17 protein-coding genes are annotated in these 22,422 nt (G+C 60.7%); 9 read left to right on the top strand and 8 right to left on the bottom strand.

Annotated features, from left to right (window positions below):
• The coding region (locus AB5Y90_RS17745; protein WP_368166816.1) for an IS1634 family transposase at positions 1 to 459 on the top strand (459 nt) is incomplete at its 5' end.
• A 302-nt stretch (positions 460 to 761) separates the two neighbouring features.
• Here AB5Y90_RS17745 and AB5Y90_RS17740 read toward each other — a convergent pair.
• The 6 genes from AB5Y90_RS17740 to nadK form a co-directional block, all read right to left on the bottom strand.
• Positions 762 to 2,126 carry an efflux transporter outer membrane subunit gene (locus AB5Y90_RS17740; protein WP_368167425.1) on the bottom strand — a complete coding sequence of 455 codons (1,365 nt, stop codon included), beginning with the start codon at positions 2,124 to 2,126 and terminating at the stop codon, positions 762 to 764.
• Positions 2,127 to 2,128: 2 nt separating this feature from the next.
• Complete coding sequence (locus AB5Y90_RS17735) at positions 2,129 to 4,102, bottom strand: MacB family efflux pump subunit (RefSeq protein WP_368167423.1); 1,974 nt, start codon at positions 4,100 to 4,102, stop codon at positions 2,129 to 2,131.
• Positions 4,099 to 5,262: a macrolide transporter subunit MacA gene (gene macA, locus AB5Y90_RS17730; protein ID WP_368167421.1), complete on the bottom strand. Its 1,164-nt coding sequence runs from the start codon at positions 5,260 to 5,262 to the stop codon at positions 4,099 to 4,101. The genes AB5Y90_RS17735 and macA overlap by 4 nt, the downstream gene beginning before the upstream one ends.
• Positions 5,263 to 5,512: 250 nt before the next feature.
• The gene (locus AB5Y90_RS17725; protein WP_005359237.1) at positions 5,513 to 6,403 is read right to left on the bottom strand and encodes a manganese-dependent inorganic pyrophosphatase; all 891 of its coding nucleotides are present in this window, start codon (positions 6,401 to 6,403) and stop codon (positions 5,513 to 5,515) included.
• Positions 6,404 to 6,724: 321 nt separating this feature from the next.
• Positions 6,725 to 8,389 carry a DNA repair protein RecN gene (gene recN / locus AB5Y90_RS17720; RefSeq protein ID WP_368167419.1) on the bottom strand — a complete coding sequence of 555 codons (1,665 nt, stop codon included), beginning with the start codon at positions 8,387 to 8,389 and terminating at the stop codon, positions 6,725 to 6,727.
• A gap of 251 nt (positions 8,390 to 8,640) precedes the next feature.
• Positions 8,641 to 9,525: an NAD(+) kinase gene (gene nadK / locus AB5Y90_RS17715; RefSeq protein ID WP_368167417.1), complete on the bottom strand. Its 885-nt coding sequence runs from the start codon at positions 9,523 to 9,525 to the stop codon at positions 8,641 to 8,643.
• 291 nt (positions 9,526 to 9,816) lie between these two features.
• On the opposite strand from nadK, the gene grpE reads away from it, so the two are divergent.
• From grpE to AB5Y90_RS17675, 8 genes are all read left to right on the top strand, one after another.
• Positions 9,817 to 10,392, top strand: a complete 576-nt coding sequence (gene grpE / locus AB5Y90_RS17710) for a nucleotide exchange factor GrpE (RefSeq protein ID WP_005338036.1) — start codon at positions 9,817 to 9,819, stop codon at positions 10,390 to 10,392.
• Between the two features lie 297 nt (positions 10,393 to 10,689).
• The gene (gene dnaK, locus AB5Y90_RS17705) at positions 10,690 to 12,618 is read left to right on the top strand and encodes a molecular chaperone DnaK (RefSeq protein ID WP_042053028.1); all 1,929 of its coding nucleotides are present in this window, start codon (positions 10,690 to 10,692) and stop codon (positions 12,616 to 12,618) included.
• Positions 12,619 to 12,719: 101 nt separating this feature from the next.
• Positions 12,720 to 13,862, top strand: a complete 1,143-nt coding sequence (gene dnaJ / locus AB5Y90_RS17700; RefSeq protein ID WP_368167416.1) for a molecular chaperone DnaJ — start codon at positions 12,720 to 12,722, stop codon at positions 13,860 to 13,862.
• Positions 13,863 to 14,126: 264 nt separating this feature from the next.
• Positions 14,127 to 15,632 (top strand): carbohydrate porin, encoded by a 1,506-nt coding sequence (locus AB5Y90_RS17695; RefSeq protein ID WP_368167414.1) that lies wholly within the window; start codon positions 14,127 to 14,129, stop codon positions 15,630 to 15,632.
• A gap of 115 nt (positions 15,633 to 15,747) precedes the next feature.
• A complete protein-coding gene (locus AB5Y90_RS17690; protein WP_368167412.1) occupies positions 15,748 to 16,704 on the top strand; it encodes an aminoimidazole riboside kinase in 957 nt (318 codons plus the stop codon).
• An 83-nt stretch (positions 16,705 to 16,787) separates the two neighbouring features.
• On the top strand, positions 16,788 to 18,152 hold the full coding sequence (locus tag AB5Y90_RS17685) for a sucrose-specific PTS transporter subunit IIBC (protein ID WP_368167410.1): 1,365 nt from the start codon (positions 16,788 to 16,790) through the stop codon (positions 18,150 to 18,152).
• Positions 18,152 to 19,567, top strand: coding sequence for a sucrose-6-phosphate hydrolase (locus AB5Y90_RS17680; protein ID WP_201936890.1), 1,416 nt, complete (start codon positions 18,152 to 18,154; stop codon positions 19,565 to 19,567). Before AB5Y90_RS17685 ends, AB5Y90_RS17680 begins: the two co-directional genes overlap by 1 nt.
• Before the next feature lie 27 nt (positions 19,568 to 19,594).
• Positions 19,595 to 20,605, top strand: a complete 1,011-nt coding sequence (locus AB5Y90_RS17675) for a LacI family DNA-binding transcriptional regulator (protein ID WP_064336901.1) — start codon at positions 19,595 to 19,597, stop codon at positions 20,603 to 20,605.
• Between the two features lie 91 nt (positions 20,606 to 20,696).
• On the opposite strand, the gene AB5Y90_RS17670 is transcribed toward AB5Y90_RS17675, so the two are convergent.
• A complete protein-coding gene (locus AB5Y90_RS17670) occupies positions 20,697 to 21,425 on the bottom strand; it encodes an MgtC/SapB family protein (RefSeq protein ID WP_201936888.1) in 729 nt (242 codons plus the stop codon).
• 218 nt (positions 21,426 to 21,643) lie between these two features.
• A complete protein-coding gene (locus AB5Y90_RS17665; RefSeq protein ID WP_201936887.1) occupies positions 21,644 to 22,048 on the bottom strand; it encodes a hypothetical protein in 405 nt (134 codons plus the stop codon).
• Between the last annotated feature and the right edge of the window lie 374 nt (positions 22,049 to 22,422).

The raw sequence follows: 22,422 nt of genomic DNA, 5'->3' as shown, positions 1-22,422 counted from the left end.
GTTGAAGAGGCTCGCAACCAGACCGGGGTGTTCATCCTGGCGACCAATGACCACAGCGATACGCTGACTATGGCCGAACTGTTGGCCACCTATAAAGCACAGCAGAATGTCGAGCGAGGCTTTCGTTTTCTCAAGAGCCCGGAGTTTTTAACCTCCTCACTGTACCTGAAAAAACCGGAGCGGATTGAAGCGTTGCTGATGGTGATGACCTGTAGCCTGATGATTTACGCAGCGTTGGAGCACCGGATCAGGCAGGGATTAGTGGCGCAGAACCGCAGTGTGGCGGATATGAAAAAGAAACCGACCCAGCAGCCGACGGCCCGTTGGATCTTTTTGCGCTTTGGTGGCATCCATGAATATCGACTGGGAGAAGCTCCGCCACAAGTAACGGAGCTAACAGGAGACCAGCAGATCATTTTGGAGGTATTGGGTGAGCGCTACCGACAAATTTATTCCTAAATCAGGTGCGGAATGTCGGTCTCATGATTCACAGGGCGCCGCTCGGTAAGAGCCGAGCTCTCTGCTGATGGAATATCCGGTAACCGTTATCTCTGGTCAGGGAGCGTGAGGGATAGAGAGCGCCCCAAGGTAAGGCCGGGATATTCAGGGTCGCCGATGCATGTAATTGGCTCTGCTGCCATGACTGCCCCTGATAATGAGCAATGGCGTTCGTCTGCCGTGTGGGCGAGGGAGTTCGGTGCGGTCGATGGTGATGGCATTCCCCACTCTGCCGGCAGAGTGGGGAATGGCCAGGTGAAGCGCTATCGGGGCGCCACGCTATCGCTGCCACCCAGGGCGCGATAGATTTTGGCTGTGGTGGTGAGCTGCTCTTTTTGCTGGGCCAGCAGGCTCTGCTGGGCATCCCACAGTCTGTTCTGCTCATCGAGCCAGGCTTGCACGCCGGTCGCACCCGCTTGGAAGCGTGCCTTTGCCAAGCGTTCGGCCTCCTGGGCATAACTCAGCTGCTCCTGCAGATAATCGAGTCGCTGCTGGCCATAGTGGCGGGCGGCCAGATTGTCTTCCACCTCTACCAGTGCGATGTAGAGCTGTTTGCGAAACTCGGTTTCAGCGATCTGGTAATCCAGCTCTGAGCTTTCAATGGCGAGCTGGGTGCGGTTGTATTCGAGGAAGGGGAGGGCGAGGCTGGCCCCCAGCGTACCAACCGGATTTTGCAGTACCTGCGCCAATCTATCGGATGCTGTGCTGGCACTGCCGGTCAGGGTCAGGCTGGGGTAGAAGCTGGTGCGGATCTCGTCCCCTTTTGCCAGCGTCTTGCGCAGCCGCAATTCTGCCGCTTTGACGTCGGGGCGGCGTGCCAGCACATCGGCCGGAATACCCACCGCAAGTTCAGGAATGGTCTGCTTTGCAAGGGAAGCGGGTGCATACTCCAGCGGCCCGCTGCTGCGGCCCAGCAACAGACGCAGGGCATTGCGAGCTTGCTCCTGCTGCGCCTTGAGGGAGGCCAGCTCAGCCTGTTTTCCTGCCAACAGTTGGCGTGCCTGCGCCAGATCGAGTCGGGTGATGGCGCCTGCCTGGTATTTGGTTTGGGTCAGCTGCTCGGTACGGGTCAGGTTGGCCAGCTGCTGTTCTCCGAGCGTGATGGCAGAGCCGAGATAGCCGAGCTGCCAATACTGCTCCAGGGTATTGCCGATCAGCAGCAGTCGGGTGCTGGCGAGATCCTGCTCGCTTGCCGCCGCCTCCCAGCTTGCCTGATCCCGCACCGAGGCAAGCTTGCCCCACAAATCCACTTCGTAACTGAGGCTCAGCGAGGGGCCCAGACTGTTGGTGTCTTTGCCGGTTTTCAGATCCTTGTTGCCACTGGCTGCGATAGTGCCATTGACCGAGGGGGTGAGGTTGGTATCGGCCTGCTCGGCGCCCAGTCTGGCGCTTTTGAGCTTGAGGGCCGCCACACGCATGTCCGGGTTGGCAGCCAGTACCGCCTCGATCAATTTGTCGAGTTGGGGATCATGAAATTCCCGCCACCATGGGCCTGCCTGCGCAGCCAGTTGGGCGCCCTCTGCCTGTTGCCATGCAGGGGCGATCGCCAGCTCGGGTCTTTGATAGGTGCTGTGCTGACTGCAGCCGCTGAGGGCCATGCAGAGAGCCAGCCAGGAGAGTTTGTGCATTGTTATTCCCTCGCCAGTGCGACAACAGGGTCGAGCCGCGCCGCATTGCGTGCCGGCAGGTAACCAAACAGGATCCCGATGAGTGACGAGCAGCCAAAGGCCATCAGGATGGAGAAGAGCGAGAACTGCATCTTGATGGAGTCCACCAGCAGTGAAAAGAGCGCGCCAATACCGAGCGAGAGGCCGACGCCGAAGATCCCCCCCAGCAGGCTCACCATCACGGCTTCAATCAGGAACTGCTGCAGAATATCCGACTGGCGGGCGCCTACTGCCATGCGAATGCCGATCTCGCGGGTGCGCTCCACCACCGACACCAGCATGATGTTCATCACGCCCACCCCACCGACGATCAGCGAGATCACTGCGATGGCCGAGACCATCAGGGTCATGGTAGCGGTGGTTTTCTCCACCGATTTGATGATGCTGTCGCTGCTGAAGGTGAAGAAATCCTTCACCCCGTGGCGCTTGGTGATCAGCTCGATCACCGCCTGCTCGGCCAGTGCCGGTTGTACCCCGTCTTTGACCCGGATGGTGATCTGGCTGAAGTGGTGCTGCGAGATGAGGCGACTCATCACCGCGCTGTAGGGCAGCCAGATATTGACCGACTGGCTGGTGGGGCCAAAGCCGGTCTCCTGCGAAACCACACCGACAATCCGCACCGGCAAGGTGCCGACCAGTACTACCTTGCCGACCGGATCCTCCTTGCCAAGCAGGCTGGTGATGCTCTTCTTGTCCACCACGGCGACGGCGGCACGCTGCTGGATATCTTGCCACTCCAGTAAGCGACCACTGACCAGCGTCATCCCCTTTACCTTGAAATAGTCGTTACCGACCCCGGTCACGTTGCCGCTGTTGGTCTTGTTGCGATAGCGCAACTGGCCTGAGCTGCCGATCTCGGGGCTGGCGCCCGCAAGATAGGGTTGCCCCAGCAGAGCATCGAGATCCCCCTTGTTGAGGGTCTGGATGCTGGCCATCTTCTCATCGCCCCATCCCTTGCCCGGGAAGATTTCGATGGTGTTGGTGCCCATCGCATTGATCTGGTCGATCACCTTGGCGCGCGCCCCTTGACCAAGAGCGACCACGCTCACCACGGCGGCGATGCCGATGATGATGCCGAGCATGGTGAGGAAGGTGCGCATCCGGTGGGCGAGCATGGCATGCATCGCCATCCGTCCCGCTTCCCGATAACGATCCCAGTCGTGGCCCATGGCACCTTTAGTGAGCACTATTTTTTGAGGGGCTTTGGCGGTGGCTGGAGCCAACACGGCCGTTTGGCAGGGGCCGCTATCTTGTTCAATCCGACCATCCTTGAGAGTGATGATCCGGTCGGCATGGCTGGCCACGTTCATATCGTGGGTGACCAGAATGATGGTGTGGCCCTGAGCGTGCAGCTCCTTGAGGATCGCCATCACCTCCTTGCCGCTCTGGCTATCCAGTGCGCCGGTCGGTTCATCGGCGAGGATTACTTCGCCGCCATTGGCCAGCGCCCGGGCGATACTGACCCGCTGCTGCTGACCGCCGGAGAGCTGGCCCGGGGTATGGTGGCTGCGATCGGCCAGCCCCAGTCTACCCAGCAGCTGACGCGCGCGCGCCTGGCGATCCGGGCGACTGGTGCCGGCATAGACGGCGGGGATCTCCACGTTGGCGGCGGCATCGAGATGGGGCAGCAGGTGGTAGCGCTGAAAGATAAAACCGAAGTGGTGGCAGCGCAGCCGGGCCAGCGCCAATGTATCCATGGTCGCGGTGTCCTGACCGCGAAACAGATACTGGCCGCTGCTCGGGCTATCGAGACAACCCAGCAGGTTCATCAGGGTCGACTTGCCGGAGCCGGACGCGCCGACAATGGCGATCATCTCTCCTGCCGTGATGGTGAGATCAAGAGGGTGGAGCACGGTGACTTCGCTGTCGCCGCTCTGGTAGCGTCGCTCGACCCCTTTCAGCTGGATCAACGGCAGCTGGTTCAGGGGCTCACTCATAGCATCACCGCCATCTCATCATTGTCGGCGGGGGCTCCGTGATTGAGCTGCACCTCCTCCTTCTCGCTCAGCCCGCTGATCACCTCAATGCGGATCTCATCCTTCATACCGGTCTTGATATGGCGGGTTTCGGTTGTCTCATCGTCCTTGATCACGGTGACTTCATACTCGTTGTCACCCAGCGACCTGCCGAGGGCGGTTTGCGGCACAGTGAGCACCTGCTTGCGCTCGCCGAGCACTATGGTCACCTGGGTGGTCATTGCCACTCGCAGGGTATGATCGGGATTGGGCACATCGAACAGGGCGTAGTAGTAAACGGCCGCATTATTGGTGGTGGTGCCTGTGGTGGCCTGATCATTGATGTTGGTAGGCGCTAACTCCACGGCGCGAAGCGTACCCTGATAGCGGGTATCCGGATCGCCAATGAGGGTGAAGTAGACTGGCATGCCGGCTTTGACCTTGGTGACATCGGCTTCGGAGATCTGCGCCTTGACCGTCATAGTCTCGAGGTTGGCCAGCTTGAGCACGGTCGGCACCGTCTGGCTGGCAGCCAGGGTCTGGCCCTGACGGGTCACAATGCTGATGACGGTGCCATCCATCGGCGCCAGGATCTTGGTGTAGCCCAGCTCGGTCTTGGCCCGATCAACCTTGATCAGGGCGTTGTCGATATTGGCCTGACTGTTTTGCAGTTCGGCGCGGGTGACCGCCAGCAGTGCCTCGGCACTCTCCAGATCGGCCCGTGAACTCGCCTCCTGCTTGAACATCTGCTGCTGGCGCCGCCAAGCGAGCTCGTTCTGTTTGAGTTGTGCCTGCTTGATCTTGAGCTGGGCGCGGTTGCTGGCAAGCTCCGCCTCGGCCGTCTTGAGGTTGTTCTGGGCAATCAGGGGATCGATCTCGGCCAGCAGGTCTCCCTGCTTGACCTGATCTCCGGCCTCGACGGCCAGCTTGGTAACCTGACCGGAGACCTGGGCCCCCACATCCACCTGCTCCACGGCCTGCAGCACACCACTGGCCAGTACGGTTTGGGCGATATCCTCGCGGGTCACCTGAGCGGTCAGCATCGCCTTGGGTGGTTGACTGGGCCAGAGTAGCCAGCCGAGGAGCACCACGGCGATCAGCATGGTGATGGCCAGGGTTCTCTGCTTGGGGGTTATGTTCATCGATCACCTGAATGGAAACGGAAAAGGTTGTGCGCGGCGATTATCCTGCAGCAAAGCCCTGATAAATAACAGCCGCAAATATGTAAGCAAAGTTATGGGGTTAACTATCAATAAGCCGAGAAAGGAGTAAGCGAGAGACCACAGTGGTGAGCAACATGATCAGCAAAAGGATGGGGAGTGCGGCTGGCGGTGGCAATGAAAAAGCCCTGCGCAGAGGCAGGGCTTTGGAATAGGTTATGGCGAGGGAAGGTCAGGCCTTGGCCAGCAGATCCATCACCCAGGGCAGCCCCTGCTTCTTGCGGCTGACAAAGCCCGGGTGGTAGCTGGACTCTGCCGGTACTTTGGCGTGTTCGGTAAAGTAGATTCGGCTGGCAGCCGCAGTCAGGTCAGTCACCATCAACACGAAGAAGTCGAGCCCTTCGCTCGCCACGCGCTGGGCCATCTCCTGCTGCAGGGCTGGCAGGTGCTCGGCCAGCTGCTGTTCGCTGCCCACTTCGATCTGGCTCATGATGAAGCTGCAACCTTCCGCCTGGAACGCTTTCTCATCCTGCTGCAGCAGTTGAGCCGGAGTCAGGCCGCTCAGGTCGGTTTTCGCCATCAGCAGTTTTTGGCCGAATTCGGCCAGCGATACTTCGGCCAGCGGTGCCAGACGCTCACAGGCGATCTTGTCCTGCTCGGTGGTGGTCGGCGAGGTGAGACAGAGGGTGTCGCTCATGATGGCGCCCAGCATCAGGCGAGCCTGGCTGCGGGTCACGGTGCCTTGCTGGCTCAGCAGATCGAAGGCGATGGTGCAGGTGCAGCCGACGGCCCGGATCCAGGCATCCAGCGGAGACTGGGTGACCAAGGTACCGAGACGGTGGTGATCCACCAGACCCAATACATTGGCTTGTGCCAGTGTGGCAGGGCCCTGTTCCAGATCACTGAAATCCACCAGCCAGACATCTTCACCGGTCAAATCTTTGGTCAGCAACTCGGGTTCGCTGACGCCTGCCTGCTCCAGAATAAAACGGGTTTCGGTGCGCAGGTCACCCAGACGCCATGGGGTGGCCTGACGGCCCTGGCCATTGAGCCAGTCGGTGATAACCAGCGCACTGCAGATACTGTCGCTATCAGGATTCTTGTGACCAAAAACGTGGATCATAGACAAAGCCTCACAATTGGATACCCATAAAGGGGGGCAACACTATGCGAAATCCGCCACATGAAGGCAACTGGATCCACGCCCATGTTGCTGCCAGCTTCGCCTAACTCGCTATTTTATTGATCTGGGTCGGTAATCCTGACGCGAGTTCGGTGCTCACAGTTGGCTATTGGCTATTGGCTATTGGCTATTGGCTATTGGCTATTGGCTATTGGCTATTACTGGCTGCGCAGGCCATAGCTCTCGCCTGTGCCTGCGCAGTCAGCATGTTTTGTCAGCGCTATCAGTCGCCATCGCTGCAAATCGGCTTTATTGCCTGATTCAATGACGCAGCAGCTCGCGGGCGTTGGCCAGGGTGTTGTCGGTGATCTGGTCGCCACCAAGCAGGCGTGCCAATTCATTGAGACGGGCAGCCTCATCAAGGGCACTCATTTGGGTTTCGGTGGTTTTGCCATCGGTATGCTTGCTCACCACCATATGCTGGTGTCCGTTGCCTGCCACCTGAGGCAAGTGAGTGACCACCATCACCTGAGTGGACTCGCCGAGCTGGCGCAGCAGGCGACCCACCACGGCGGCAGTCGGGCCGCTGATCCCCACATCCACTTCGTCGAAAATCAGAGTCGGGGTGGAGATCTTGCGGGCACTGATCACCACGATGGCGAGACTGATGCGCGACAGTTCACCGCCTGAGGCCACCTTGCCAAGCGGCTGGATCGGTTGGCCCGGGTTGGTGGTGACCATAAATTCCACCCGATCTATACCCAGCGGAGAGAGGCTGCTCTGGGCATCGGGGCGCACCTCGATGGCAAAGCGGCCATCGGGCATCGCCAGTTCGTGCATGCTGCTGGTTACCTTGGCGCCCAGCTCCTGGGCGTAACGCTGACGGCTCTGGCTCAGGGCTTCGGCAGCCTGGACAAAAGCCTGACGGGCGTCTGCCAGTTCATCTTCCATCCCCTCTAACCGCTCTTCGTCAGAGTTGAGGCGGGCGAGATCCGAGGCAAGCTCCTGATGGTGTTGGGCCAGATCCGCCGGTTTGACGTGGTGCTTGCGTGCCAGATTGATGGCTTTGGAGAGGCGGGCCTCCAGCTCGTTGAAACGTTCGGGATCCAGCTCCAGTCGGTCGAGGTAGCTGCGCAGTTCGCTGTGACTCTCCTGCACCCCGATCAGGGCTTCGTTCAGCATCTCCAGTACCGGAGTGAGGCGGCTGTCCATGCTGACCAGCCCCTCGGCTCGATCGACGGCTGATTGTAGCAGCCCTGCGATAGTGGTCTCTTCGTTGTCATAGAGCAGATCGAGGCAAGCCCCGCACTCTTGCATCAGTTCTGTGCCGTTGGCCAGACGCTGGTGCTCCTCCTCTATCTCTTCAAACTCCCCCGGCTGCAGGGCGAATTCGTCCAGCTCCTGCACCTGATACTCGATCAGTTGGCGACGGGCCTCCCGCTGCTGCTGCTCGGCTTTGAGCCGGTTCAGCTCGTTTTGCAGTTGGCGCCACTGCTGATAGTGCTGGCGCACCTCGTCGAGCAGCAGATGGTGACCGGCATAACCGTCGAGCAGAGCGAGCTGGTAATCGGGTTTGAGCAGCATCTGGTGGGCATGTTGACCGTGCACGTTGACCAGTAGCTGACCCAGATTCTTGAGCTGGGTGAGGGGGACGGGCACGCCGTTGATATAGCTGCGTGAGCGGCCCTCGGCGGAGATGACTCGCCGCACGATACACTCACCTTCGTTTTCCAGTTCGTTGGTGGCGAGCCAGGCACGGGCGGCCGGGTTGTTGTCCAGCAGGAAGCGGGCGCTGACCTCGCTTTTGTCGCTATCGGGTCGCACCATGCCGGCTTCGGCCCGTTCTCCGAGGCAGAGACCGAGAGCGTCGATGGCGATGGATTTACCGGCGCCGGTCTCACCTGTGATACAGGTCATCCCCGGTTGCAGATCGAGTTCGAGAAACTTGACGATGGCGAAGTTGTTGACGGTCAGCTGGGTCAGCATGGTCTCATCCTGTATAGGTCAACATTACTGTGTATGCATCCAGTATATACTGGTCTTATATACAGTAAAGAGGGCGCCGCCATTTTTAACACAGGAAGGGGGAGCCAGTGTGGTATGGCTATGAGAATGCGGTACGGACCATTGACGCGCGGTACGGATATGAGAGTGCAGGGGAAGTTGCTATGAAAGAAAAGAGAAGGGCGCCAATTCAGGCGCCCTTCTCTGGCAATGCCGTTGTCGGTCAGCGCCGATTAAAACAGCTTGCTGCCCCAGCCGAGCTTGTTGCGCAGCACGTGGAAGTAGCTGTAGTCGAGCGGATGCACCAGATGAAGCTGATGGTGGCTCTTCTTGATAAGGATCTCGTCCCCCGGGTGGACCGCCAGGGTCACCTGACCGTCACAGCTGACCTGCATGGCATCGTCCTGATTGTCAGGCGAGACCAGCAGCCGCACTTCACTGTCGGCATCGAGTACGATGGGGCGACTGCTCAGGGTATGCGGGAACATCGGCACCAGCGTGATGGCGTTGAGCTTGGGGGTGAGGATGGCGCCACCTGCCGACAGGGAGTAGGCGGTGGAGCCGGTCGGAGTGGCGACAATGATGCCGTCCGAGCGCTGGCTATACATAAAGCTGCCATCGATATAGACCTCGAACTCGATCATGTGGGCGATCTTGCCCGGGTGCAGTACCGCCTCGTTGACCGCCAGATTGCTCGACTTGCGCTCGCCGTGGCGATAGACCGAGGCTTCCAGCAGGAAGCGGTGTTCGCTCTTGTAGTGGCCGGAGAGCACCTGCTCCAGCGGCAGCAGGTAATCTTGTGGCGAGAGATCGGTCAGAAAGCCGAGGTTGCCCCGGTTTACCCCGATCACCGCCACAGCGAAGCGTGACAGAACCCGCGCCGCCCCCAGCATGTTGCCGTCGCCGCCGACCACGATGGCGAGATCGGCCTGCTGGCCCAGTTGCACCAGATCCATCACGTTTTCATCGAGGATGCTCAGGGTCTGGGCGACCCGGCTCTCCACCAGTACCCGAAAGCCGCGGGCGGTCAGGTATTGATGCAGGCCGGTCAGCGTCTGGTTGGCCCCCTCATGGTGGGGTTTGCCAATCAGGGCGATGGTTTTGAACGGAGAATCCATAGTCAGTCAGATCTGGGATGGGTATTGCGGGCCAGTATACAGTGCTTTGCTCCGCTTGTGACGCTCTCCCGTGTGACGGGGGTGGCTATCCCCTTGAGGCTGCTGGTTAAACGGTGAGCGGTAACCCGGATAAACCGACAGTTGCGGCTATTCAGCAACCCTGATTGCCCTTTACCCCTTGAAAGCCGGGGATGCATCCCCATAATAGCGCCAACATAGTCGGTCTGTTGTCGTCCGGTCGCTCAACCAGACGTCAGGGCCCTCATAAGTAACCCCGGAATTGGAGATGTCATGAACCACGAAGAGCAAAAGGTTGAAGCGATGGAGCAAGTGGAAGCCCAGCCAGTCGAGCCGACCGATGTAGACAGTGAAGTGACAGCCGAGCAGGCCCGCATTGCCGAACTGGAAGCGCAGCTGGAAACCGCCATCCAAAAAGCGGCGGAAGAGCGTGAACGCGCCCTGCGTACCGCCGCCGAGATGGAGAACCTGCGCCGTCGTACCGAGCTGGATGTGGAGAAGGCGCACAAATTCGCTCTGGAGAAGTTCGCCAATGAACTGCTGCCGGTGCTGGACAACCTTGAGCGTGCCATCGAACTGGCCGACAAGGAGAACGAAGCCCTTAAGCCGATGATCGAAGGTGTCGAGCTGACCCTCAAATCCATGCAGAGCGGCGTGGCCAAGTTTGGTCTGGTAGCGCTCGACCCGATCAACCAGCCGTTTGACCCCAACGCCCATCAGGCGATGAGCATGGTACCGAGTGCCGATGTGGCGCCGAACACCGTGATCGCCGTAATGCAGAAGGGCTATGACCTCAACGGTCGGGTGATCCGTCCGGCCATGGTGATGATCGCCAAAGCGGTCGACTGATTGGCTGTGGGTGCCCGAGCCCGCCCTGTGGCGGGCTTTTTGTTTCGCAGTGCAGCACCTGTTCATCTTGCCCGGTTTACGGCTCAACGTGACCGCGCAACCATGACAAAGGGTGTGGTTTTTTAGGGTTGGGGCTTGAAGCTGCGTCCGGCGACCCCATATAGGTAGCAAGGCCGCGGCGGCACAAAAAATTTGATGCCGGGAGCTTGAAAGCCAGATTGGCAGCCCCCACCTAGCCGTTAACGCATTAAGGCGAGTTCCTCGCCAGTTTATTCAAAGTATTTGGAGATTCGTCAAATGGGTAAAATCATCGGTATTGACCTGGGTACTACCAACTCCTGCGTCGCTATTCTGGATGGCGACACTGCTCGCGTGATCGAGAACGCAGAAGGCGATCGTACTACTCCGTCCATCATTGCCTATGCCGATGATGGCGAGATCCTGGTTGGTCAGCCGGCCAAGCGTCAGGCCATCACCAACCCGAAAAACACCCTGTTCGCCATCAAGCGTCTGATCGGTCGTCGTTTTGAAGATGAAGAAGTGCAGCGTGACCTGAAAATCATGCCGTACGCCATCGCCAAAGCTGACAACGGCGACGCCTGGGTTGAAGTGAAGGGCAAGAAAATGGCACCGCCGCAGATCTCTGCCGAAGTGCTGAAAAAGATGAAGAAGACCGCCGAAGACTATCTGGGCGAGCCGGTAACCGAAGCTGTTATCACTGTTCCGGCCTACTTCAACGACGCCCAGCGTCAGGCTACCAAGGATGCCGGTCGCATCGCCGGTCTGGATGTAAAACGCATCATCAACGAGCCGACTGCTGCTGCTTTCGCTTATGGCGTGAACAAGGTCAAGGGCGAGCGCAAGGTTGCCGTATATGACCTGGGTGGCGGTACTTTCGATATCTCCATCATCGAGATCGACGAAGTGGAAGGCGAAACCACCTTCGAAGTACTGGCGACCAACGGTAACACCCACCTGGGTGGTGAAGACTTCGACAACCGCGTCATCAACTATCTGGTAGACGAGTTCAAGCGTGAGCAGGGCATCGACCTGCGTAACGACCAGCTGGCTCTGCAGCGTCTGAAAGATGCCGCCGAGAAAGCCAAGATCGAGCTCTCTTCTGCCCAGCAGACTGACGTCAACCTGCCGTACATCACTGCAGATGCCACCGGTCCGAAGCACATGAACATCAAGGTGACCCGCGCCAAGCTGGAATCCCTGGTAGAAGACATGGTGAAGGACTCTCTGGAGCCGGTTCGTGTCGCCCTGAAAGACTCCGGTCTGGCAGTTGGCGAGATCGACGACGTGATCCTGGTTGGTGGTCAGACCCGTATGCCGCTGGTTCAGAAGACCGTTGCCGAGTTCTTTGGCAAAGAGCCGCGTAAAGACGTTAACCCGGACGAAGCCGTGGCCATGGGGGCTGCCATCCAGGGCGCCGTACTGTCCGGTGACAAGACCGACGTACTGCTGCTGGACGTTACTCCGCTCTCTCTGGGTATCGAAACCATGGGTAGTGTGATGACTGCGCTGATCGAGAAGAACACCACTATCCCGACCAAGAAGTCCCAGGTGTTCTCCACTGCCGAAGACAACCAGTCTGCCGTGACCATTCACGTGCTGCAGGGTGAGCGCAAGCGCGCCAGCGACAACAAGTCTCTGGGCCAGTTCAACCTGGAAGGCATCCGTCCGGCACCGCGCGGTCTGCCACAGATCGAAGTGACCTTCGACATCGATGCCAACGGTATCCTGCACGTCTCTGCGAAAGACAAAGAGACCAACAAAGAGCAGAAGATCACCATCCAGGCCTCCTCTGGTCTGTCTGATGACGAGATCGAGCGCATGGTACGCGAAGCCGAAGCCAACGCGGCCGAGGACAAGAAGTTTGAAGAGCTGGTACAGGCTCGCAACCAGGCTGATGGTCTGGTCCACTCCGTACGCAAGCAGATCACCGAAGCCGGTGAAGCCCTGCCTGCCGACGACAAGACCAAGATCGAAGCTGCTCTGAGCGAGCTGGAAGTTGCCATCAAGGGTGACGACAAGGCTGCTATCGAAGCCAAACAGCAGGCTCTGCTGGAAGCGTCCCAGAAGCTGATGGAAATTGCCCAGCAGCAGGCTCAGGCCCAGGGTGCAGCCGGTGCTGATGCCGGTCAGTCCTCCTCTTCTGCCAAGGCTGACGACGACGTAGTCGACGCCGAGTTCGAAGAAGTGAAAGACGACAAGAAGTAAGCCCTACCCAGATGGGCGGAGTCCGCTTCGCCCATCGGCTTGGTCAATGAATTCACGGGCGTTGGGTAACCAACGCCCGTCTGCGTAACCACAGGATGAGTATGTCGAAGCGCGATTTCTACGAAGTACTGGGTGTGGCGAAAGATGCCGACGATCGCGAGATCAAGAAGGCGTACAAGCGCCTGGCCATGAAGTATCACCCGGATCGTAACCAGGGTGATGCCGCATCCGAAGAGAAGTTCAAAGAGGTCAAGGAAGCCTACGAGGTCCTGACCGATGCCAACCTGCGTGCCCGTTACGACCAGTACGGCCATGCAGGTGTCGACCCGAGCCAGGGTGGCGGTGGCCACGGTGGCTTTGGCGGCGGTGCCGACTTCGCCGACATGTTTGGTGACGTATTCGGTGACATCTTCGGCGGTGGCCGTGGTGGTGCCCGTCGTGGCCCGGCCCGTGGCTCCGACCTGCGTTACACCATGGAGCTGACGCTGGAAGAGGCGGTACGCGGGGTCTCCAAGGAGATCAAGGTGCCGACCCTGGTTCACTGTGAAGTCTGTAACGGCTCCGGTGCCCATACCGGCAGCAGTGCCCAGACTTGCCCGACCTGCCACGGCTCCGGCCAGGTGCAGATGCGTCAGGGCTTCTTCGCGGTGCAGCAGGCGTGTCCACACTGTCACGGCCGCGGCAAGATCATCAAGGATCCGTGCCGCAAGTGTTACGGTGAAGGTCGCTACCAGCGCACCAAGACCCTGTCGGTGAAAATTCCGGCGGGCGTCGATACCGGCGATCGCATCCGTCTCTCCGGCGAAGGGGAAGCGGGGGAAGCGGGAGCTCCGGCAGGTGATCTCTACGTCCAGGTGCACGTCAAAGAGCACGAAATTTTCGTGCGTGACGGCAACAACCTCTACTGCGAAGTGCCCATCAGCTTCACCGCAGCTGCGCTGGGTGGCGAGATTGAAGTACCGACCCTGGATGGCCGCGTCAAGCTCAAGGTCACTCCGGAGACCCAGACCGGCAAGATGTTCCGCATGCGCGGCAAGGGCGTCAAGTCAGTGCGCTCCGGCCAGGTAGGGGATCTGATGTGCAAGGTGGTGATCGAGACGCCGGTCAACCTCACCGAGCAGCAGAAAGAGCTGTTGCGCCAGCTGGACGAGTCGTTTAGCGGTGCTGCTGCCAAGACCCACAAGCCGAAATCGGAAGGCTTCTTCGAAGGGGTGAAACGCTTCTTCGACGATCTGACCAGCTGATTTCAGCCACCCGAATAAACAGAGCCGGCCTTGTGCCGGCTCTTTTTTTGCCCGCCGTTTAGCCAGGTTCCGCCCTATTGAGTGGATCCTGATGAGGGATCCTCCTCACAACTCCCGCCAATTCCTGCTGTACAAATGTTATCCCGCTCACACTGTTGCTGAAACGGTTTAGTTGGTGTATTGAGTTGGCTAAAGCGGTTTAGCTATGCTCTGGCTGTCGATAACAACAGCGCCCGTTCGGGCCATAGATGACAGGTGAGGAAGATGATGATGTTCAAGAGCAAGTTGGCGCTGGCGGTAGCGCTGGGATTGGGGATGAGCAGTCCGCTATGGGCGGCGCAGGCGAGTGTTGCAGGTGAGAGTGTCGAGGCCAGACTGGCGGTGCTGGAGGCGCGGGTGCAGGCGGCCGAAGCGAGAGCCGAGGCAGCAGAGAGCCGTGCCAGTCAGGCGGAAGTGAAGGCGAGCGCGGCCAGCGAGCAGGCGCAGGTGGCCAACAACCGCAGCCAGAAGGTGGATGAGAAGACCGCTGGTGCCCAGGGCTTCGAGTTTCACGGTTATGCCCGCTCGGGCCTGTTGGTAAACAGCAATGGCAACGGTGGGCGCGGCGGCCCCTACATCACGCCAGCCGGTTCGGTGGGCGGGGCCGTCGGTCGCCTTGGCAACGAGGATGACACCTACATGGAGGCCAACCTGCTGAAAACTCAGACCTTCGAGGATGGCAGCTGGGCCCGCTACAAGCTGATGCTGGCGGACGGGGTGGAGACCAGCAACGACTGGACCGCCAGCGATTCGAGCCTCAATACCCGTCAGGTGTTTGCCGAGATCGGCAATCTGGCGAGCTTCGACGGCCCCTTCAAGAATGCGGTGCTCTGGGCGGGCAAGCGCTTTGACCGCGACAACTTCGACATCCACTGGCTCGATTCCGACGTGGTGTTCCTGGCCGGTACCGGCGGCGGCGTTTACGACGTGCAACTGGCCGACAGCTGGAAGGCCAACTTCTCTCTCTATGGCCGGGATTACGGCGACATCAGCGCCAGCGGTCTCTCCGATATCGAGAGCTACATCCTCACCATGAACAACCGCGTCGGTAACTGGCAGTGGATGGTGAACGGTCTCTCGGCCAAGGACAATGACGCCCGCATCAATGACAAGGGGGCGGGTAGCGAGGCGGCGGACAAGGGGGCACACACCCTGCTGGCCTACCACGGCGAGAGCTTCTTTGGCCTCAACCCCGGTTTTGCCAAGGCGGCGGTGTTGTATGGTCATGGGCTGGGGGCCGAGGTCAAGGGGCTGGGCTCTGACAGCGAGCTGTTGCCGGATGCCGATGCGGTGCGGGTCGCCGTGTTTGGCGCTACCGATCTCAACTCGCGCTGGCGTTTTGCCCCGGCCCTGCTGGCCGAGCAGAGTCAGGATCGCTACGTGAAAGGGGACGAGTACCGCTGGCTCACCTTCAATACCCGGGTGGCGCAGGTGCTGAGCCAGAACGTCGAGCTGGTCTACGAGGCAGCCTGGCAATACATGGATCTCGATCCCAAGGGCTACAAGCGACGCCAGGCGGTGAACGGCAACTTCACCAAGCTCACCTTCGCCCCCACCTTCAAGGCGCAGACCGCCGGTTTCTTCGAACGGCCTGAGCTTAGGGTGTTCGCCAGCTGGATGGACTGGTCCTCCGAGCTCGACAACTACGCCAGCGACGATGCCATGGGCCAGAGCAACTTCACCGCCGGTGGCGAGTGGAACTTTGGCGTACAGATGGAAACCTGGTTCTAGTTCGTTATCCCGATCACAAAAATGGCAGTCGGTGCCGAGATCTGTTGGTTGGCTAAAACGGTTTAGCTGATAATGCCAGCCAACAGAACAGAGTTTGGGTTTGACCGTGGATCCGATGCAGCAGTGGAGTAGCAAGGTGACGAATCGTGTGTGGGTAATGGGGGATGCGGTGGTGGACTTGATCCCGGAAGGGGTGTTGCACTACCTCAAGTGTCCGGGTGGCGCACCCGCCAATGTGGCTGTTGGCGTGGCACGGCTGGGTGGCGATGCGGCCTTTATCGGCCGGGTTGGTGCTGACCCGTTCGGCCGCTTTATGGCCGACACCCTGAGCGGGGAGGGGGTGGATATCGGTGCGCTGTGGCTCGATCCAGACCATCGCACCTCTACCGTGCTGGTGGCACTGGATGATGAGGGGGAGCGCAGCTTCACCTTTATGGTGCGCCCCAGTGCCGACCAGTTCCTCACCCCGGATGAGTTGCCCCGCTTCAAGGCCGGTCAGTGGCTGCTCACCTGCTCCATCGCGCTCGCCAACGAACCGGTGCGCACCAGCTGCCTGCAGGCCATGGCGGCCATCAAGGCGGCAGGCGGGCGGGTCTGTTTCGACCCCAACCTGCGCCCCGAGGTTTGGGGCTACCCCGCCGAGATGCTGCCGCTGGTGCGCCAGGCCATTGCACAGGCGGATGTGGTCAAGCTCTCCATCGAGGAGCTGCAACTGCTGAGTGGCGAGGATGAGCTGGTCGCCGGGCTTGCAACTCTCTCTGGCCCGGCGCTGGTGCTGGTGACCAGAGGGGCGGCCGGGGTGGTGGCTCGCCTTGATGGCGAGTTGCTGGAGTGGGTGGGGCAGAAAGTGACGCCCATCGACACCACAGGGGCGGGGGATGCCTTCGTCGCCGGGCTGCTGGCGGCGCTGGCCGGGCGCTCGTCGCTGCCGACGCTGGCCGAGCTGCCCGCCATCCTGGCTCAGGCCCACGGCTGCGGGGCGCTCGCCACCACCGCCAAGGGGGCGATGACGGCGCTGCCGACCCGCTCCGAACTGGATGCCTTTTTGCGATCAGGCGCAAGCGGCTGTTGAGCTGAGGCTAGAAGCCCGGTGCAACAGCCCCTACTCTCATGTGACTAGGGCCCGCCAGCGTGGCGGGTCATAAGAGGAAGAATATGAATATCAGTGCGATAGCCAAGGATCTGGTGCCCCTGCTCGGGGGCAAGGAGAACATCGTCAGCGCTGCCCACTGCGCCACCCGGCTGCGGTTGGTGCTGGCCGATGACAGCAAGGTAAACAAGGCCGCCATCGACAAGCTGGAGGGGGTCAAGGGGTGCTTTAGCAACGCGGGCCAAATTCAGGTGATCTTCGGCACCGGTCTGGTCAACAAGGTCTATGCGGAGTTTGTGACGCTGACCGGTACCGGCACCGCCAGCAAGGCGGAGCTGACCGACATGGCGGTGGCCAAGCTCAACGTGGCCCAGCGGTTGGCGCGAACTCTCTCCAACATCTTCGTGCCGATCATTCCGGCCATCGTCGCCTCAGGTCTGCTGATGGGGCTGCTCGGCATGGTGCGCACCTACGGTTGGGTCAATGCCGACAGTGCCCTGTTTGTGATGCTCGACATGTTCAGCTCGGCGGCCTTTATCATACTGCCGATCCTCATCGGCTTTACGGCAGCACGTGAGTTTGGCGGCAATCCGTACCTCGGGGCGACCCTTGGCGGCATCCTCACCCACCCGGCGCTGACCAACGCCTGGGGCGTGGCCGGTGGCTTCAAGACCATGGATTTCTTCGGGCTCGATGTCGCCATGATCGGCTATCAGGGCACCGTCTTCCCGGTGCTCTTGGCGGTCTGGTTTATGTCCCATCTGGAGAAACAGCTGCGCAAGCGCATTCCGGATGCGCTGGATCTGATCCTCACCCCGTTTTTGACCGTCATCATCACCGGTTTCGTGGCACTGCTCTTTATCGGCCCGGCGGGGCGGGTGCTGGGGGATGGCATCTCGTTCGGTCTGAGTGCCCTCTATGAGCAGGCAGGCTGGTTGGCGGGGCTGGTGTTTGGCGGCACTTACTCGCTTATCGTCATCACTGGCATCCATCACAGCTTCCACGCCATCGAGGCGGGATTGCTGGCCAATCCGCAAATTGGCGTCAACTTCCTGCTGCCCATCTGGGCCATGGCCAACGTGGCACAGGGTGGGGCTTGCCTCGCGGTCTACTTCAAGACCCGCGACGTGAAGATCAAGGCGATTACCGTGCCGGCTGCCATGTCCTGCCTGCTGGGTATCACGGAAGCGGCGATCTTCGGGGTGAACCTGCGTTACATCAAACCCTTCCTCGCCGGTCTGTTTGGCGGGGCCTGCGGCGGTGCCTACGTGGTGGCGGCCAAGGTGGGGATGACGGCGGTGGGGCTGACCGGTATTCCCGGCATGGCCATCGTCCAGCCCATGAGCCTTATTCATTACATCATCGGGCTGGTGATCGCCTTTGGCGCCGCTTTCGCCGCTTCCTACCTGCTCAAGTACAAGGTGGAGTGATGAAGGAAAGCGATCTTCTCAACCAGATTGTCCGGTCGCTGCTGGCCGGACAGCTCAAGGCGGCGGCCGATCCCCATCGGCCCCGCTGGCATCTGGCAGCCCCGGTGGGGCTGCTTAACGATCCCAACGGTTTTATCGAGCACGACGGGCGCTACCACCTCTTCTACCAGTGGAATCCGCTCGGCTGCGAGCACCGCAACAAGGGCTGGGGCCATGTCACCTCCACCGATCTGCTGCATTGGCAGCACGAGCCGGTGGCGCTGTTGCCCACCGAAGCCTATGAGAGCCACGGCTGCTATTCGGGCTCGGCGGTGAGCGACGAGCAGGGGCGCCTGACTCTTATCTACACCGGCAATGTCAAATACCCGGATGGCAGTCGTACCGCTTATCAGTGTCTGGCCCGCGCCGACGGTGAGGCCGGTTTTGCCAAGCTGGGGCCTGTGCTGGATCTGCCCGCAGGCTACAGCGGCCATGTGCGCGATCCCAAGGTGTGGCACGACGGCCAGCAGTGGCTGATGGTGCTGGGGGCTCGCACTCTGGGCGACAAGGGGGAAGTGCTGCTCTATCGCGGCGAAACCCTGCAAAGCTGGCAGTGGGTGGGTCCCATCGCCGGTAGCGGGCGAGGGGGGCTGGGTGAGTTTGGCTATATGTGGGAGTGCCCGGATCTCTTCCCGCTGGTCGATCGCCATGTGCTGATCAGCTGCCCGCAGGGGATTGCCCCGGTGGGCGAGGATTATCGCAACCTCTACCAGTGCGGCTGGCTGGCGGGAGATTTCGACGGCGAGCGCTTCGAGCACGGGGCTTTCCACGAGCTGGACCGGGGCTTTGAGTTCTATGCCCCCCAGACCACTCTGGATAGCCAGGGTCGGCGCTTGCTGTTTGGCTGGCTGGGTCTGCCGGAGGCGAACGAGATGAGCCAGCCCACCATCCCCTATGGCTGGATCCACCAGATGAGCTGCCCGCGGGAGCTGTTCTGGCAGGATGAGTGGCTCTGCCAGCGGCCGGTGGCGGAGCTGGCGGCATTGAAGGGAGAGCAGACCCGCTTCGAGGGGACGCTTGGCGAGTTTCCGGGGCTGGCCATCGACTCGGCCTGGCTCGATATGGGGCTCTGCGGTGAGGGGAGTCTCTGGTTCGGCGCCGTGGCCGAGCTGGTGTGGCAGCCGGGGCGCATCACCTTGCGGCGCCAGAACTGGCAGAGCGGGGCGTGGGAGACTCGCAGCAGCCCATGGGCTGGCGGGCGGATCACCGTGCTGTGCGATCGCTCCAGTCTGGAGTGTTTCATCGATGAGGGTCGCCACACCCTGTCGGCGCGCTACTTCCCCGGGGAGAAGCCACAACTTTCATCAGGTAACGGCGATGATGGCTGCAAAATTTGCCTCAATCACTGGCCGCTGTCGGCGTGCTTAGTACAATAGCCCGGTTCTAGTCAGCCGGGAGGCCAGGTGGAGAAGAAGAAACGGATCACGATTGCCCAGATCGCCGAACTGGCGGGGGTGTCCAAGGCGACCGCCAGTCTGGTGCTCAACGGGAAGAGTGCGGAGTACCGGATTGCCGACGATACCCGCAAGCGCATTCAGGCGGTGGCGGAGGAGTGTCACTACCTGCCGAGCTTTCATGCCCGCTCCCTGCGAGAGACCCGCAGCTACACCTGGGGGCTGGTGATCCCCGATCTCACCAACTTCGGTTTTGCCCGCATTGCCCGTGCCCTCGAGGCGCACTGCCGGGAGGCGGGCATCCAGCTGCTGATCGCCTGCTCCGAGGATGATCCCGCCCTCGAGCAGCGGGTGGTGGATAACCTCATCAGCCGCCAGGTGGATGGGCTGATTGTCGCCTCCAGCGGCCACAGCGATGACATCTATGCCCGCATTCACGACCGCCTGCCGGTGGTGCAGCTCGACCGCCATATTGGCGAGTCGCGCCTGCCCATGGTGATCTCCGATGCCTGCAAGGCCACCGCCGAGCTGGTGCGGGACATGGCCAGCGAGTGCGGCGAGGAGATCTACTACTTCGGCGGCCTGCTGGATCTCTCCCCCAGTCGTCACCGGCTGGCGGGCTATGAGCTGGGGCTCCATCGCGCCGGTTTTGAAGCCGATGTAGCCCGGGTGCGTCATCGCGACTATCAGCCGAGCTCCGGTTATCAGCTGATGGCCGAGCTGGTGGCCGAGCTGGGAGCGCCTCCCAGGGGGCTCTTTACCGCCTCTTTTACACTGCTGGAAGGGGTACTGCGCTACCTCAATGAGGCGGGGCTGATGGAGACAGGGATGCGCCTGTGTACCTTCGATGATCATGACCTGCTCGACTGCATTCCCATGCGCATCGACTCGGTGGCGCAGGATTGTCCGGCGCTGGCTCTCGCCGCTTTCGAGCTGATGCAGCAACTGATTGCGGGCAATCCCCCTGCGCAGACTGCCCAGGTGATCACCCCCAGGGTGCGCTGGCGCAGCCGCCGCTAGCCACTCTTCGCCCATCCCATATGAGAAAGCCCCGCCATTGCTGGCGGGGCTTTTTGCTGCGGGCGGATGGTTCGTTCCTCTGACCAACGGCTCAATCGGTGGTACTGGTGCGCCAGAACACCTGCTTGATATGAGGGTGGATGGCCAGCTTTTGCATCAGGGCATCCAGCTCGTCGCCATCGATGGAGGTAGCCAGCAGCACCGCCGAGATCTCCAGATCCCCCGCGCCAAACGGCTCGATATCGAGTTCGCTCAAGGGGTAGTTGGCCTGCTCCAGCATCTCTTCCAGCCAGTGCAGCACCTCTTTTTGATGCTCGCGCGGGGTCAGGGCCGTCACCTTGTAGGTCACTTCGGTATCCAGATTGTCCACCGGGCGACGGTTGATCTGATTGACCAGCGGTCGCAGCAGAGTGTTGGCGGCCAGCACGAACAGGGCGCCCAGAATTGCCTCCATGGCCAGTCCTGCACCACAGGCGGCGCCGACGGCGGCCACTCCCCAGAGAGTGGCGGCGGTGTTGATGCCGCGGATATTGCCCGATTCGCGCATGATGACGCCAGCGCCGAGAAAGCCGATGCCGGAGACGATATAGGCCACCACATGGACCACGTTGTAGTTGCCGCCGTGCAGGTCATAGATGCGCTGGGCCAGACTGACGAACAGGGCGGCCCCCACGGCGACCAGCACGTTGGTGCGCAGGCCCGCGGTACGTTGGCGGTATTGGCGCTCCAGCCCGACCAGACTGCCAAGCACAAAGGCGAGCAACAGGCTGGCCAGGGTGTCGAGCAGGGAGATCATGTCAATTTGTTGCCACATCTTCATGGCGTACTCCTTCTGATAAGCGCTGGCTTGGCGCAATCCATGATGAAACGCCGGGAGGCGGATGGATCAGGAGATGATTGCGCGGATGGCCAGCAGAAAAACAAAAACGCGGCGTCCCGGGGCGCGAGCATCATCAGATGCCCTGACGCTCGGAGAGGACGCAACAAGCGGGGCCAGCGTGGCTGGCCCCTTTCACAGTGGTTAACGCAGGTGTGCGGTCAGTTGAGTTCGGGAGCGCAGTCGATGCGCGGGCGCAGTTGCCAGCGTACCGGATGTGCTAATCCGACCTGATGAACGAACTGCACCAGATAGCGTCGCTGGGGCGGGGTGCACTGCAGGTTGAGCACCAGCTCACGCCCGCCGCCGCGACCCGGCTTCATTGATTGCATCGGTTGCAGCCCGGCCGGTTGCAACGTGTGGTTCACCATATCCAGCACCTGCTCCATATCGGCGCGATCCTCACAGCGGATCTGCAGCCGGTAGTGGTGCTGACGCTGTTTGCCGCCCAGCCAGCGTGGCAGCATGCCACGGCCGAGCCGGCTCAACAGGGGGTGAGCCTGGGTAGCAACAGAACCTGTTGCGACCGCGCGATCCGCAGCCGGTTTGATTGAGATAAAACGCATAGCAGCCTCCTTGTGGGAAGCAGAAACTATGCAGGCATGGCGACCGTGGCGATTGGCCTCTGGTTGCCAGACGTCAAGTGTAAAAAGGGAGAAGAGGGGAGTGGATTTCCGCTTCTCGCAGGGTTGCGAGTTGCGGCAGAGAAAGACCTGCGGCTAGCTCGCGACCTTGGTACCGACGATGAGGGTCGGTCTACAACTGTCACTTGATGAGTTGCCCACTGATGGTCTCCGCTGTGTTAAGAACGGCAAAATGGTACTCATCCAGAGCGGTGAGGTAAAGCCTTATCGACCTTCCAGCAACATTTAGATACAAGTTTGTCAATAACGGGGCCGACTGGCTACCTCCATAAGCATCAGGGAGCGACGATAGCCAT

Source organism: Aeromonas sp. R4-1 (assembly GCF_040908325.1).
Taxonomy (GTDB): domain Bacteria; phylum Pseudomonadota; class Gammaproteobacteria; order Enterobacterales; family Aeromonadaceae; genus Aeromonas; species Aeromonas veronii.
This window is presented reverse-complemented; position numbering and strand designations above follow the sequence as displayed.

Coding starts and splice junctions, on each gene's coding strand:
- AB5Y90_RS17740 (WP_368167425.1), bottom strand. CDS start 2,126: ATGCACAAACTCTCCTGGCTGGCTCTCTGCATGGCCCTCAGCGGCTGC.
- AB5Y90_RS17735 (WP_368167423.1), bottom strand. CDS start 4,102: ATGAGTGAGCCCCTGAACCAGCTGCCGTTGATCCAGCTGAAAGGGGTC.
- macA (WP_368167421.1), bottom strand. CDS start 5,262: ATGAACATAACCCCCAAGCAGAGAACCCTGGCCATCACCATGCTGATC.
- AB5Y90_RS17725 (WP_005359237.1), bottom strand. CDS start 6,403: ATGATCCACGTTTTTGGTCACAAGAATCCTGATAGCGACAGTATCTGC.
- recN (WP_368167419.1), bottom strand. CDS start 8,389: ATGCTGACCCAGCTGACCGTCAACAACTTCGCCATCGTCAAGTTTCTC.
- nadK (WP_368167417.1), bottom strand. CDS start 9,525: ATGGATTCTCCGTTCAAAACCATCGCCCTGATTGGCAAACCCCACCAT.
- grpE (WP_005338036.1), top strand. CDS start 9,817: ATGAACCACGAAGAGCAAAAGGTTGAAGCGATGGAGCAAGTGGAAGCC.
- dnaK (WP_042053028.1), top strand. CDS start 10,690: ATGGGTAAAATCATCGGTATTGACCTGGGTACTACCAACTCCTGCGTC.
- dnaJ (WP_368167416.1), top strand. CDS start 12,720: ATGTCGAAGCGCGATTTCTACGAAGTACTGGGTGTGGCGAAAGATGCC.
- AB5Y90_RS17695 (WP_368167414.1), top strand. CDS start 14,127: ATGATGATGTTCAAGAGCAAGTTGGCGCTGGCGGTAGCGCTGGGATTG.
- AB5Y90_RS17690 (WP_368167412.1), top strand. CDS start 15,748: ATGCAGCAGTGGAGTAGCAAGGTGACGAATCGTGTGTGGGTAATGGGG.
- AB5Y90_RS17685 (WP_368167410.1), top strand. CDS start 16,788: ATGAATATCAGTGCGATAGCCAAGGATCTGGTGCCCCTGCTCGGGGGC.
- AB5Y90_RS17680 (WP_201936890.1), top strand. CDS start 18,152: ATGAAGGAAAGCGATCTTCTCAACCAGATTGTCCGGTCGCTGCTGGCC.
- AB5Y90_RS17670 (WP_201936888.1), bottom strand. CDS start 21,425: ATGAAGATGTGGCAACAAATTGACATGATCTCCCTGCTCGACACCCTG.
- AB5Y90_RS17665 (WP_201936887.1), bottom strand. CDS start 22,048: ATGCGTTTTATCTCAATCAAACCGGCTGCGGATCGCGCGGTCGCAACA.